Origin of the sequence: Mariniphaga sediminis (genome assembly GCF_003573545.1) — a bacterium.
GTDB classification, from domain to species: domain Bacteria; phylum Bacteroidota; class Bacteroidia; order Bacteroidales; family Prolixibacteraceae; genus Mariniphaga; species Mariniphaga sediminis.
The window spans coordinates 37,464-52,400 of record NZ_QWET01000010.1 but is presented as its reverse complement, the minus strand read 5'-3'; the positions used below and the strand labels follow the sequence as shown (position 1 = coordinate 52,400).

8 protein-coding genes are annotated in these 14,937 nt (G+C 38.5%); 6 read left to right on the top strand and 2 right to left on the bottom strand.

Features of this window, described 5'->3' with window-relative positions; translation table 11 throughout:
• Positions 1 to 8 precede the first annotated feature (8 nt).
• On the bottom strand, positions 9 to 1,142 hold the full coding sequence (locus D1164_RS14095; protein ID WP_119350646.1) for a fatty acid desaturase family protein: 1,134 nt from the start codon (positions 1,140 to 1,142) through the stop codon (positions 9 to 11).
• Between the two features lie 510 nt (positions 1,143 to 1,652).
• Here D1164_RS14095 and D1164_RS14090 point away from each other — a divergent pair.
• A complete protein-coding gene (locus tag D1164_RS14090; protein WP_119350645.1) occupies positions 1,653 to 4,592 on the top strand; it encodes a DEAD/DEAH box helicase in 2,940 nt (979 codons plus the stop codon).
• Here the strand turns inward: D1164_RS14090 and D1164_RS23795 are convergent.
• A complete protein-coding gene (locus D1164_RS23795; RefSeq protein ID WP_172594469.1) occupies positions 4,585 to 4,755 on the bottom strand; it encodes a hypothetical protein in 171 nt (56 codons plus the stop codon). The genes D1164_RS14090 and D1164_RS23795 overlap by 8 nt on opposite strands.
• Before the next feature lie 87 nt (positions 4,756 to 4,842).
• Between D1164_RS23795 and D1164_RS14085 the strand changes: the two genes are divergently transcribed.
• From D1164_RS14085 to D1164_RS14065, 5 genes are all read left to right on the top strand, one after another.
• A complete protein-coding gene (locus tag D1164_RS14085) occupies positions 4,843 to 5,400 on the top strand; it encodes an RNA polymerase sigma factor (RefSeq protein ID WP_119350644.1) in 558 nt (185 codons plus the stop codon).
• 107 nt (positions 5,401 to 5,507) lie between these two features.
• A complete protein-coding gene (locus D1164_RS14080) occupies positions 5,508 to 6,698 on the top strand; it encodes a FecR family protein (protein WP_119350643.1) in 1,191 nt (396 codons plus the stop codon).
• Between the two features lie 156 nt (positions 6,699 to 6,854).
• A complete protein-coding gene (locus D1164_RS14075) occupies positions 6,855 to 10,316 on the top strand; it encodes a TonB-dependent receptor (protein ID WP_172594468.1) in 3,462 nt (1,153 codons plus the stop codon).
• A gap of 17 nt (positions 10,317 to 10,333) precedes the next feature.
• Positions 10,334 to 12,112 carry a RagB/SusD family nutrient uptake outer membrane protein gene (locus D1164_RS14070; RefSeq protein WP_119350641.1) on the top strand — a complete coding sequence of 593 codons (1,779 nt, stop codon included), beginning with the start codon at positions 10,334 to 10,336 and terminating at the stop codon, positions 12,110 to 12,112.
• Between the two features lie 33 nt (positions 12,113 to 12,145).
• Entirely contained in the window at positions 12,146 to 14,932 is a 2,787-nt protein-coding gene (locus D1164_RS14065; RefSeq protein ID WP_172594467.1) for a SusC/RagA family TonB-linked outer membrane protein, read from the top strand.
• The last annotated feature ends 5 nt before the right edge of the window (positions 14,933 to 14,937 follow it).

The window sequence follows — 14,937 nt, the reverse complement described above, 5'->3', positions numbered from 1 at the left end:
GATTATTTCTAAACAGCCATTGCTTTATTTCCCTTGGCAGCATTAAAAGATGTGTTAACAGCTATTTGTTCCTTTCCGAGTAACTTTAGCATTTTGATGTGTTGCCATACTGCAGCGGCAAAACTTTTATTTACATGATACGGCAGGCCGTATTCCCGGGCTTTGGTTTGTACAATCTTCGAAATATCCTTGTAATGTATGTGGCTGATGTAAGGAAACAGATGATGTTCTACCTGGTAGTTGAGGCCCCCAACCAGCCAGGAGAAAATAACACTTTTGGGAGAATAATCACATGTAGTGTATAACTGATGGATAGTCCAGTTATTATCGAGTTCGCCATTTCCATCCGGAACCGGATATTCTGAAGTCGGGACTACATGTGCTGTTTGGAAAATAGTACTTAACATCAGTCCGCTGGTAAAATGCATCAGTAAAAAACCGGAAAGTATCCAGTACCATGCAACGGGAACTGTTAGTAACGGAACGACAAGAAAGATGCTGTAATAAACAACTTTTGAAAGAATGAGATCAACAAATAATTTGTTGAAACCGCGGCTGCCAAGTTTTGCTCCCATTCCCTTGTATCTTTTTATACGGATAAAATCTGTAGCAATAATCCATGAGATGGTCATTAAACTGTAAAAGAACCAGGCATAAATATGTTGGTAGCGATGCATCTTCTTTAGTGGACGATGAGGTGAAAACCTTAAAATTCCTGGAGGCGCAATATCTTCATCATGCCCTTCAATATTCGTAAATCCGTGGTGAAGTGTGTTGTGCTGATAGCGCCAGTTAGGCGGAAATCCGCCAAGCAGGTACAGCGAATTTCCAAAAAATCGGTTCACCTTTTGGTTTTTGGAAAAAGAACCGTGATTGGCATCGTGCATAGTAGCCATACCCAACCCCGACATTCCAAGCCCCATAGCAATCCAGCATGCCATTACCAAGAATACGGAAGACACCAATCCTGAAATAAGTAGTATCCAGGGTCCAAGGTATAAAAGAGTCATAAAAACAGTTTTTATATAAATTTTCCAGTTCCCGTGGGGTTGTATGTTGTTTTTACTGAAATATTCATTTACTGAGTTTCTTAAATCAGTTGTAAAATCGAGTTGGCGCTTTGAGTACCTAATGTTTTTCATTATTCTTATTTTCTGTTTTTAATGTATTACTGCTTTATTTGAACGGCTTTGGTAATCCGGTTTATAATTACCATCACCGAATTTTTGTGTATTCGCCTCAGGCGTTTTTTTGAATGTCACGGTAATTTTTATCGTAATTTAATAATTATGGTGGGCTTTTCCTCTGGATAGGTTAACTACTTTGAACTAAATGAATCATCACGTTTTTCATCTGAATTCTGTCCGTTTAATTTTTTAATATCGTGGAATAAAATAGTGATTATAGCTATTCTGATTTGCGTGTCTTGTTACGCATTTATGTCCTGTTTGTCTCATAATTGTAAGGAATATAATTTGTTACTTCCCCGGTTGCAACGAACAAAACCTTTGCTGTAAAAAAACTGCAACGGCTCAGTATTTAATTTTAGCACAAGAACAAGTTTGCTTTGCATTACATCTCTTTTTTCTTTCCGGTTTGCCCTTCCCTCTGTATATTTGGGGTTCTTTTTTTATAACTCTTTTTAATCGACAATGGGCGAAACTGAATTTGTTATCGTTTTAACAGAACATCGTTTTTGGGGAAATGTTTTCCAGCCTTATCTCATACATAAAAAAGATAAATTTTATTCTGCAGAAAAAGTGGTTAAACCCTTTGAACTAAAAAATGCCGGAATGGAGGTCAGGCCTTATGAAAAGGAGCTGGTAGAATGGATTGACAAGTATAGCGATGAACGTTTGGTAAAGCGGTTTTCAAGGGCAAAAAATGTTGCGGAATTTTACGCAAACCTGGAACCGGTTTGGTTTCAGAAAAACATTTCTCCTTTTATAGAACGGTGTATGTTCGAAGTAGCCCGTATTCTGATGCTAAGTCCTGTGCGCCTGCTAAACAAGGAAGTAAAATATGCCAACCTTTACGATGAAGATGAAATAGAAGTACCGCCATGGTTTGCCCGTCCGGTTTTTTATTTTGAACGCGATTCTTCAGAAACACGATACCACCTGGATATTTTTTTGGGTGAAAAGGAGATTCCTTTACTAAACCGGAATATCCGGATTATTTCCGGTAATCCGTGTATGCTGGTTTCCCGTAATCAACTCATCGTATTTGAAAAGCTGGACGCTAAAAGACTGACGCCATTTTTCAGCAAAGAATTTGTTTCGGTTCCGGCTTCCATGGAGGAAAAATATTATGCCGGGTTTGTACGAAAAACAATACGTGATTTCGATGTTAAAGCAGAAGGGTTTCAGTTGTTGGAAGGTAATGTGGAAAAAAGTGCCGTACTCACCCTTGATAATAACCTGAAGCTTGAACCTTGTTTTGTGTTGCATTTCCGATATGGTGATGAGGAATTCCTGTTCAATGCAGACCGGGAGGTAGCGGTTCAGTTTCAGAAAACGGGGAATACCTTTCTGTTTAAAAAAATTAAAAGGGATTTTGAGTGGGAAAAAACGGTTTTTGATCACCTTTCTGTTATTGGTCTGAAAGAGAAAGACGGATATTTTTCCATTAAAAATATTGATTTGTGTGAGCGGGCCAGTGCCCTGTACTTTTTGGTAAACTGGCTGAATGAAAATAAAAGTTGGCTCGAAGAAAAGGGAATTCTTGTGGAGCAGGGGAAGCTCGAAAAAAATTACTTTACCGGAGAACAGCGTCTGGAGGTAAAAACCAACGTATCCGGCGACTGGTTCGATGTGTATGCAATGGTTACTTTTGGCGAATTCAGTTTCCCGTTTGTCCGGTTAAAAAGTTATATCCTGAACGACATTCGTGAGTTTGAGCTTCCTAACGGGGAAGTTGCCGTAATTCCGGAAGAGTGGTTTGCCCGTTACAAAAACCTGATACCGTTTGCCAAAAGCAGGGGAGATAAGTTGCAGTTTGACAGGCACCATTATGCCCTGCTTCAGCAGATTTTGCCCCCAGGCGATGATTCCATTTTAAAAAGGTTTCAACAGCTATCGGGTGACGTTCAAAATGTGACACTTCCTGACGGACTAAATGCCCAATTACGAAACTATCAAAAAGAGGGTTTCCGATGGATGTTCGGCCTGCAAAAGAATGGTTTTGGCGGCTGTCTGGCCGATGATATGGGACTGGGAAAAACCTTGCAAACACTGGCATTACTGTTGAAAAAGAAACATCCGGAACGACCCGCTTTTTCTTCGGTTAACAATACGGGAAAGGATGGTCAGCTGGAGCTTTTTGATAGATCAGTTTCCGGTGGAAAAGAACAGCTCGCCAGTTTGATTGTACTGCCTACTTCGCTGGTGCATAACTGGGAGAATGAAATAAAAAAATTTACTCCTTCCCTAAAGGTATATAAACATGTGGGACAATTGCGTAAAACAAAGGGTGATTTGAACCGGGCGGCCTCGTTTTTTGATATTATTCTTACCACCTACGGTACCGTGCGGAACGATGTGGAAACGTTGGCCGGGTTTAAATTTTTTTACCTCATTTTGGATGAAAGCCAATATGTGAAGAATCCCATGTCGAAAACTTACAAGGCAGTTATGAAACTGCAGGGGGAGCATCGACTGGCGCTAACCGGCACACCCATCGAAAATTCGTTGTCAGATTTGTGGGCGCAAATGAATTTTTTGAATAAGGGCATCCTGGGAAACCTGGCATCTTTTCAACGCTATTTTATTACGCCCATTGAAAAACATAACAGCAAAGAGCAAAGGGAAAAGTTGCAGGTGTTAATCCGGCCGTTTGTGTTGCGGCGTACCAAAGAAGAGGTGGCCAAAGACCTGCCCCCGTTAATGGAGCAGGTTGTGATTTGCGAAATGAATGAGAATCAGCAGCAAACATACGAAACAGAAAAATCTATTATTCGAAATTCCATTTTGGAAGGGATCGAAGAAGAAGGGGTGAAAAACTCGGGCATGATAATTCTGCGGGGACTCACCCGGTTGCGGCAACTGGCCAATCATCCGAGACTTGTTGAAGACATAGAAGAAGGTGAATCGGGTAAGTTTGAAGAATTATTCCGGATGCTTGAAAATGTGGTGGCAGAAAAGCATAAGGTGTTGGTCTTTTCCTCGTTTGTTAAACATCTGGAGTTAATGAGGGGTAGAATTGAAAAGGAAAACTGGAAATACAGCATGCTTACTGGTCAGACAAAAAATCGCGGGGAAATTATCCGTCAGTTTCAGGATGATCCGGAAAACCGGATTTTCCTGATTTCGCTAAAGGCGGGCGGGGTAGGGTTGAACCTCACGGGCGCTGATTATGTGTTCATCATTGACCCGTGGTGGAATCCGGCATCTGAGAACCAGGCTGTCAGCCGCGCCCACCGAATAGGGCAAAATAAGCATGTGTTTGTTTACCGGTTTATCACACAAAATTCCATAGAGGAAAAGATCCGGCAACTTCAGGAGCGCAAAAGTTCTCTGGCCGACACATTCATCAACTCCAACAATCCGTTGCAGAAGATCACCAGGGAAGAAATCGAATCATTGTTTACGTAGGCAATAATTTTTTTGCAAAGAATGCTTTTGGGAAATCAATAATTGCAATAGAGTCTTTTGATGGATTACACAGTGCAAAAGCGCCTCGGCGAAGGAAGATAATTAAGCTCGATTTTCCGGTAGGGATATCCGGATATTTGCTGCCGGATTCCTTTCTTTCCATCTTTCAATTAGGTTAGGGGCATTTCTTTTTTATTTTTTCGAAGAGAATAAAAAAAATAGGCCTATTTTTGACGGGGTAAAGGAACTTATGGAACCTAACTATATACAAATACAAAAGGGAGATACGGCGGCTTTCAGGTATTTTTTTGAGGGTTTTTATCCTGCCTTGTGTTTTTTTGCCAATAAAATTCTGAAAGATGAAGAAGCTGCAAACGATATTGTTCAGGAGGCGTTTATTCTTCTTTGGGAAAAAAAGAAAGACATACGTTCCTTACGTTCAGCGAAGTCGTATCTTTTCAAATTTGTAAAAAACCGAAGTCTGAATTACCTGCGGGATAACCATTCAAAAAATATTGACAAACCAGAACACGCTGAACCTTCCTTTTCATATCGTGATTTTGTTATCGAAAACGAAACGTACCGGTTAATTTACGATGCAATTAAAACACTTTCACCACAAGAGAAAAGGGTTATTGAATTTACCCTTGACGGAATGAAAAATCCCGAAATTGCAAAGCAACTGGACGTCTCAGTAAATACGATTAAAACCTTAAAATCAAGGGCATTTAAAACATTGCGAGCCAAATTGAAGGGGGTTTCTTTCCATTTTTTTATGCTGTTTTATGCTGAACTGTTTGAATCCTGATTGCAGGAGGATAGCAAAAACTTTTTTTTAATGCCTTTTTCTTGTCACCCGGTTTTTCGTTTTATGTGCTATACTTAATGAGTAGATTTTATTTATGATTTTTTTTTATGCATGACTACCTTTATAAAAAAATAGCCGGTCTCATTGCAAAAGAGATGTTGGGAGGGTTATCGTCGGAAGAAAAAGAGGAATTGACTACCTGGCTCAATGACGATAAAAGCAACCGGAAATTAATGGAGGAAATAAAAAGAACCGGAAAGTTTAAATCCTGGGTACATTCCCATGAGGCAGATCAAAATCCGTCATGGCAATTTATATATGCAACCATTCAACAAAAAGGGAGACGTGCCATTATTCAAAAAATTTTCAGGGTAGCCGCTTCCATATTAATTCCGTTATTGATTGGCAGCGGTGTTTACTTTTTTGTTTCCCGGCAAATACCTGAACAAACAGAGACCCATCAGCAGGTTGCAGAGATTAATCCCGGCTCCAGTAAGGCCATTTTACAGTTGGACGATGGACGGTCAGTTATTTTAGATACACCCGGTGAGACAGAAATACGGGAAAAGGACGGAACAGTCATTCATAAGGCCGAAAGAAACCTGGATTATACCGGCCAGAAAAATGTAAGTGAAGCCGTCCGGCCACTTTTTAATACAATTCGAATTCCCAGAGGGGCTGAATATGATCTGGTCCTTTCTGACGGCACGCGGGTTTTCCTGAATGCAATGAGTGAATTCAGATATCCGGTTCAGTTTGGTGAGGGAACGCGGGAAGTAGAGCTTATTGGTGAAGCCTATTTCGAAGTTACCCGTTCCGGTTCACCATTTATTGTAAAGACAGGCGGAGTAGATGTGGAGGTAGTAGGAACTACTTTTAATGTTAATGCCTACGAGAATATGGACAAAGTAATTACCACACTCGTGGAAGGAAAGGTAAAAGTAGGCGCATCCGGAAAATCCAGTGAAGGGCGTTTGATTGAGCCTGAAGAACAGGCCATTTTTACACTGGAGGATGGGATCATTGAAGTTGAAAAAGTGAATGTAGCTCTGTTTACATCATGGAAAGACGGGGAATTCATTTTTTACAACATGCGCCTTGAAGATATCATGACAACCTTGACCCGTTGGTACTCTGCCGACGTTTTTTATATGAATCCATCGGTAAAGGATTTATATTTCAGTGGAAGTCTTGACCGGTACGGAAATATAACCCAGATACTTGATATTATAAAAGCAACCAATAAAGTGGAGGTAGAGGTAAATGGCACTGCCATAGTGTTTCGGGAAAAAATATAAAATGGAATAAAAAGAAGGCAGGTGGTACTCGCGATACTACCTGCCTGTAATAGCTACTGCCTAAGGCAGTTTTTAGTATAAAACTAACAGTTCAAAAGTATGAAAAAATTTATGAATGATTACTTTCCACGTGGGAAAGTGTTAAAATGCATCATTATGATGAAAATGGTATGGATTTTTGTGTTGGCCTCCGCACTACAGGTAACTGCCGGCAACATGAAAAGCTATTCCCAGGCTACCAAGCTGAATTTGAGATTGAAAAATGTCTCTCTGGAAAGTGTTATTTGGAATATCAAAAAACAAACTGAGTTCAGCTTTTTTTATAACTCTGAAGATATAAAAGGAGTTAAAAACATTGATGTCGATCTGGAAGATGTCACAGTGGAAGAGATTCTTCTTTCGGTGCTTAATGAAACCGACCTGACTTTCGAGATAGTGCACAAAACCATTATAATTCGGAAAGATATCAGGTTAAAATCCAGACCAGTAGTGATTTTGGAACAACAACCTCAACAAAAAGAAATTACCGGAAAGGTAACCGACACAGGCGGCCAGCCTTTGCCTGGTGTAACAATAGTCGTAAAAGGAACAACACAGGGTACAGTTACCAATGTGGATGGAGAATTCTCATTTCATATTCCTCTTGAAGCAGAAATCTTGCAATTTTCATTTGTGGGAATGGAAATGCAAGAGGTTCCTATTGGAGAAAGAACAACTTTTTCAATTGTGTTGGAAGAAGCAACTATTGGATTGGAAGAGGTGGTCGCTGTGGGGTATGGGATCCAAAAGAAAGAAAGTGTTGTAGGGTCTATTTCTTCTGTTACAAATGAGGATCTTGATCGTAGAACCGGACTTCCTAATCTTTCAAGTGCCTTATCAGGCCAACTTCCGGGGTTAACTGTTATGGAACAAACAGGGGAACCAGGGAGAGCTGATCCTGAAATTTTTATACGCGGCCAGTCAACCTGGAACTCTGCTAGTCCCTTGATTTTAGTTGATGGAATTGAAAGAAAAATGAATGATATTAATGTAGAAGAGATTGAAAGTATTTCTATCCTTAAGGACGCCTCTTCTACAGCAGTTTTTGGCGTTAAAGGAGCCAATGGGGTGATCTTGATTACAACCCGAAGAGGTAGTTTAGGTAAACCGAAGTTTAACATTTCAGCTAACGTATCTTATAAAATGATTTCAAGATTGCCTGAGTTGTTAAATTCTTATGATGCAAAGAGTTGGAAGAATGTTGCCATTGAGAATGAACTTTCAGCCCGGGACGCAGGTTGGCAATATTATACTCCGGTTGAAGTTTTGAATTATTCCAAACAACCTCAGGAATCACCCTATAATTATTTATACCCGGATGTCGATTGGGTAGATGAGCTGACCAAGGACTTTGCAAAGAGTCATCGTTTTAATGTAGATGTAGCTGGAGGAACTGATTTTGTAAATTATTTTGCTTCATTAGGCTATATGCATGATGGTGATATACTGAACACACATTATAACGAAGCAAAGGATTATGATCCTGGCTTCAGTTATGACAGACTTAATTTTAGGGCAAACCTGGATTTTAATTTAACCAAAACAACAATATTTTCAGCAAATGTTAATGGCTATTTGGGGAACCAAAAATCTATAAATGCTGATTTTGGTGGTGTGAGTGATCCAAATACTGGCGGAGGTCCATGGGGACATCTTTACAGGGGATTATTTGAATTACCTCCCGATGCATTTCCTGTCAAGTATCCAAGTGGCAGATATGGAAAATATATAGGAAATGTTAATATGAACAATCCGGTGGCCATTATGCAAGAAGGAGGGGTCCGGTATTATAACAGAAGACATGTAGGTATCGATTTGAAATTAGAACAAGAACTTAATTTTATTGCCGAAGGGCTGAAGTTCAATATGAATGTTGCCTGGGATAACTATGTTGTATCAAGCGGACCAAATATTGTAGATGGAAACAACCAGGGACAGGCAATTTATGAATATCAAAACCCTGAAATTATTAATGCTACTACAAGACAAGACAGTTTAGATAACATTTTTATTTTTAATCCTACCGGGCTGGGAGAAGTAAATGAATTTGATATTATTTCTATTCCCTGGAGGCTCTATGGTGAGTATGTGGAGAATAGTACTTTACAACGTTCACTGTTCTATCAGGCAGGATTAAATTATGATAAGATTTTCGGAAAACATTCCTTCTCGGGTCTTGCACTTTTTAACCGGAGAGAAGATACAAGAGGCTCGTCTTTTACTAATTACAGAGAAGATTGGGTAGGGCGTGTTGCCTATAATTACGACAGCAAATATTTAGTAGAATTTAATGGGGCATATAATGGCTCTGAAAAGTTTTCACCTGAGTATCGGTTTGGCTTTTTCCCATCGGCAGCTGTTGGATGGATGGTTTCCAGTGAAAAATTTATGGAGAAATATTCATGGCTGGATAAGTTAAAACTCAGGGTTTCGGTTGGTAAAGTAGGAAGTGATCGTGGCATACCCCGCTGGGGATATATTGGAAGCTGGATAAACCCGGGAAGAAGCACAAGAGCTTTTTATTCGCCAGAGACCGGAGCTTATCCGTATAGTCCATACAATACCTATTACGAGGGAACAATTCCCAATGAAAATTTGAGATGGGAAACAGCTACCAAAAAGAATTTGGGTATAGAACTTTTGTTTTTACAAAAATTTTCTTTGGATATAGATGTATTTCAGGATGATAGAGAGGACATTTTTATGACTGCAAATAAAAGAAATGTTCCTGCTACTTTTGGAGCCTCTCCTGTTCCTGCCAACTTGGGTAAAACACAATCAAAGGGATTTGAAATAGTATTAGGGGCCAGAAATTATAATCATGATGGATGGGGATATAACGCATCATTTTTTATCACAAGAGCCAGGGATGTTGTAATAGCAATGGAGGATCCTATTTTACTTGATGATTATTTGAAGAATGAAGGGTTTCAAATAGGGCAAACAAAGACTCAGCTTTCCAGTGGAGCCCTTAATAACTGGGATGATATATATGCGAGTGCACGAACTGCAACGAATCAACAATATCGATTGCCTGGTGATTGGGACATCGTTGATTTTAATTCAGATGGTATTATAGATTCTTATGATGCAGTACCATATGGCTTTCCATCGCGTCCGGAATACACTTATACAGCAAATTTAGGAGGAAATTATAAAAAATTGAGCTGGATGGTCCAATTTACTGCTGTAACAAATGTTACATTGTACTCCCCTTATGTTACTCCCGGGCAGACGTTATATACTCCTGTTTCTTCCGTACTTAACGATTATTGGACACCCCAGAATACTGTAGGCGCTACCTATAAAGCACCAAGGTTAACTACAACTTCTCCCAATGGTCAGTTTGGTCTTTATGATGCATCCTATCTCCGATTAAAAACTGCTGAAATTGCATATAGACTAGATGGAAGGTGGATAAGAAATATTGGAATATCAAATGTGCAGTTGACCATAAGTGGTAACAATTTGTTGTTCTGGTCTAAAATGCCCATGGATAGAGAAACAGGAAATTTTGATATACAGAATGCCTATCCTATCTACCGGCAGATTAATTTGGGCATAAAACTATCAATATAAATACTAAAAATAAGATTATGAAAAAATATTTAAAGTCTATATGGTTGTTGTTTACGATAATCATTTTGACAATTACTTCCTGTACTGAGTATCTGGATAAAACAATAGAAGCTGATATCACTGAAAAAGATGTCTTTTCAAGTTTTAATACCTTCCAGGGATATGTGGAAACCTTGTATGATGATGTTGTAGAGTGGGTTCACCTGAGGCATCGTTTTGGGGAATTTAACTGGGGCGATGATATTATTCCAACCCGAAAAGCCGGGTTTATTGAAGGCGATTATTTCTATGTTATGGGCAGCGGGATGTCGCCATATTACAATACCGATGCCCAAAGGGATAACCAGCCCTGGTATAGAAATTTAGTACGCAGGCATGGTATCTGGCAAAACAGTTGGTATGGCATTCGGGCAGCTAATATATCTCTGAAAAATTTACCGATGCTCGTTGACGCTACCGATGAGCAAAGAAGATTAATCGAAGGGCAAGCCTATTTTTTTAGGGGCTATTTTCATTGGGAAATGATGAAAGCATGGGGAGCTGTTCCGTATGTTGATACCGTTTTTAATGCTGATGATGATATGAGAATTGCACAATTGGGGCTTCATGAAACGGTAGAAAAGGTTGTGTCAGATTTGGAACGGGCAGAGGAATTACTTCCATTGGACTGGGACAATATTGATACCGGAGAACTTACAAAAGGGTTTAATGCAGGAAGAGCGACAAGAGGAATGGCATTGGCTGTAAAAGCGGAATGTTTGATGTATGCTGCGTCCCCTTTATTTAATGGAGTTGCAACGGGCAATTATAATTATAATTCACAATATTGCGAACGCGCTGCAGAAGCTGCCTGGCAAATTATTCAGTTGGCTGATCAAGGGGTTTATCAATTAGAACCATGGGAAACATATTCTCAGATGTTTTTTACCAAGGATAACTCGATTCCCAGGAGCAAAGAGATTATTTTTAAAGCGCCAAATAGAGGAAATACACGTTACTTTTCTTCATCCTTTACGTTTGGCCATGTCGGTACAGATAATTGGTATAGTGCTCCTTCTCATAATTATGTGAAGCGTTTTGAGATGGCAAATGGACTTCCCGTCGAGGACCCTGAATCTGGTTACAACCCTAATGATCCATTTAATAAAGAGAATCGTGATCCAAGGTTTGCCTATAATATTTTGGTGGATGGTGACAGAATTATCAAAAGTCTGGCTGATGACAGGGCTTTTGTGCAATTTTATGTTGGAGGGAGAGAACGGACTTCGTCTTCGAGCAGGACTGGTTACGGATATAGAAAATACTGGGATGAGACGATTAATAGATTCGATCGGGGTTGGAATAATTACTTTTTTGAGATACCAAAATTAAGATTAGCAGAGATTTATTTAATATATGCTGAATGTGCAAATGAAGCCTATGGTCCCAACGGGAGCTATCCTGGCGCAAATTTCACAGCTGTTGAAGCAGTCAATATGGTTCGCAACCGGGCATTAATGCCGGGAGTCCATCAAAAATTTTTACAGGATAAGGAAGTGTTTCGTGAGAGAATCAGGAATGAACGAGCCGTTGAGTTAGCCTATGAATCCAAAAGATGGTATGACTTGAGAAGGTGGCATGTTGCTCACCAGCCTGAATACAGGAAATTGACAGGCTTAAATTTTGATAAGGAACATACCTATTTTGAAGAAGTTGTTGTTGAAACAATATTGTTTAGCGAAAAGCATTATTGGTTACCATTTCCCGTATCGCAAGTTAATTTGTACCCCGAATGGAAGCAGAATCCGGGATGGTAATTGAAATAATTAATCTTTTTAAATATGAAACATATGTATAAAAAATATCTTCTTTCATTGTCTTTGCTATGTTTGATAATATCGAAAACACTTTTAGGTATTAACACTGGTACAAAGGAGATTAATGGCGATATTACTACTAAAGATTCAATCACACTCAATTATAATCTGGATAGTATAGTCCATATACCTTATGGTGTTGTATCCAAAATTAATGCAGCAAATGATATCAGTGTAATCTATCCAAATAATACTTTATTGTTTGATAATGTTTCAAATGGATATGAGTTGATTAATGGGAAAGTCCCGGGCCTTATCGGAAACACAAATATTCGTGGATTAGGTGGTGCGTTGGTAGTTATTGATGGAATTCCTCGCGAACTTAGTTCAGTTAATATACAAGAAATAGAGCAAATTACCATCCTAAAAGATGTGAACTCCTCATTGCTTTATGGAACCAGGGCTGATAAGGGCGTTATTTTGATTAAGACAAAAAGGGGAAAACCAAATGAAAAAAGAATATCCGGATTTTTTGAAGCGGGAATAAATGATCCTATAAGTTATCCAACTTATCTGGGGTCAGCTGATTATATGGAGCTTTTTAATGAAGCCAGGGTAAATAATGGTCTCAACCCTTTGTATTCTGAAGACGTTATTGGCTCAACCCGGGCAGGAACAGATCGTGTTAGGTTTCCTGATATGAATTATTATGGTTCAGAATTTCTGAAAGAGTTTAAACCGACATCAAGATTTATTTCAGAATTTTCAGGAGGGAATCGAGATGCACAGTATTATTTGAATCTGGGTTGGTATCATACAGGTACTTTGATGAATAAAGGGAGAGATGAAAGTTATAATAAAATAAACCTGCGCTCGAATATTGATTTTAAGATTATTGACAAAATACGTGCTTATGTAGATGTAGTAGGTGTATTTGATTTTGATAACAGAGTTAATGGGAATTTTTTTAGTGATGCTTCCACAATAAGACCCAATGCTTATGCTCCATTAATTGATTCTTCCCTAGTGGCCGATAAAGCATTATTGAGTTCCGGAACTTTTGTAGAGGGTAAATATTTAGTTGGCGGTACTTCAATTTATAGAAATAATCCATATGGATATTTAAACCTGGGAGGCTATAATAATAATTATGGTATTGTAGTCCAGTTTAATAATGGTTATAAAATTGACATGAGTTCCATTACTGAAGGACTAAGCCTAAACTTGAATGTTAGTTTTGATTTTTACAATCGGTTTACAGCATCTCAAACAAACACGTATGCAGTATTCCAGCCTTCGTGGAATGATGACAATCAAATGTCACTTACTAAAATCGGAGAAGATTTCTTTTCCGGATCACAAGAAATAAGAAACTCTTACCTGAATAGAAAATTTAGTTTTTCCGGTTTGCTTGATTACCAAAAGGTATTTCGGAATGATCATGCATTATCTCTCTCCTTATTAGCATATTATGATACTTTTAATGAAACGAGTGGATTTTATACTAGTAAACACGCACACCTGGGCAATCGATTCAACTATGTATATAAAAATAAGTATATAGTTGACTTTAGTTCTGCAATTTCGTATTCAAATAAACTTGCCCCTGAAAATAGGCTGGGTTTCTCTCCTTCAGTAGGGTTGGCATGGGTTATAAGTGAAGAAGATTTTTTTAATAAAACATTTATAAACTTTTTAAAGCTGAGGCTTTCGGGAGGTATCATGAATACCGACGTAACCATAACCGACTATTATCGGTATGAGGATATATTTGAACAGCAGTGGGGGTATAGCTGGTATGATTCAGGAAGGAGTAATCAAAGTACGGTAGTTAGCAATGCAGGAAACCCTAACTTGTTTTATGAAAAGAGGAAAGAATACAATGTGGGATTTGAATCTTTACTGTTTAATAAAGAAGTCTTTTTAGAGTTTTCTGCCTTTCATGAGCTTAGGTCAGATAGGGTAACCAGTTCAAACAATAGATACCCCAATTATCTGGGGGGGATTAATCCTCTTATAAATTATGCAGAAAATAAATTTTCCGGGATTGAGTTGGGGGTAACCTGGAGAAAAAACTTTACTGACTTTAGTTATGAGCTGGGAACCTCAATGACTATTTATCAAACAGAAATAACCAAAAGAGATGAATACTGGCCTGAAGAATACCTTTACCGGGTTGGTAATCCTATAAATGCCAATTGGGGACTTGAGGCAATTGGTTTATTTGAGGACGAATCTGATATACAAAATCATGCTATACAGGAGTTTGGAGAAGTACAACCAGGAGACATAAAATACAAGGATCAAAATAAAGATGGAGTAGTGAATGATAATGATATAGTTATGCTTGAGAATGCAAGTTCCACATTTATAGGAGGGGCTTCGCTTCTTTTAAACTATAAAAACTTTTCATTGTATGTACACTCGACATTTAGAGACGGTTCTTATCGTATGGCGAATAGTGCTTATTATTGGGTATATGGCGACCGTAAATATTCTGAAATTGTAAAAAACAGGTGGACAGAACAAACAAGTAAAACAGCTACTTATCCACGTTTGAGTTCGGAATACAATAGTAACAACTTTAGAAATTCTTCATATTGGATATATGATAATTCCTTGATATCAATTGATAGGATACAGCTAAATTATAATTTTCCGAAGCAATTATTTTCAAAATTCTTTATCCAGAATATGCAAGTTTATGCCAGAGCCAGTAACGTAATGGCTTTCGCAAAGAATAAAGATAAGATCCAACTAAATGTTGGCAGTGAGCCTCAATATAAATTTTACGCTTTAGGATTAAAAGTTAATTTCTAATTAAA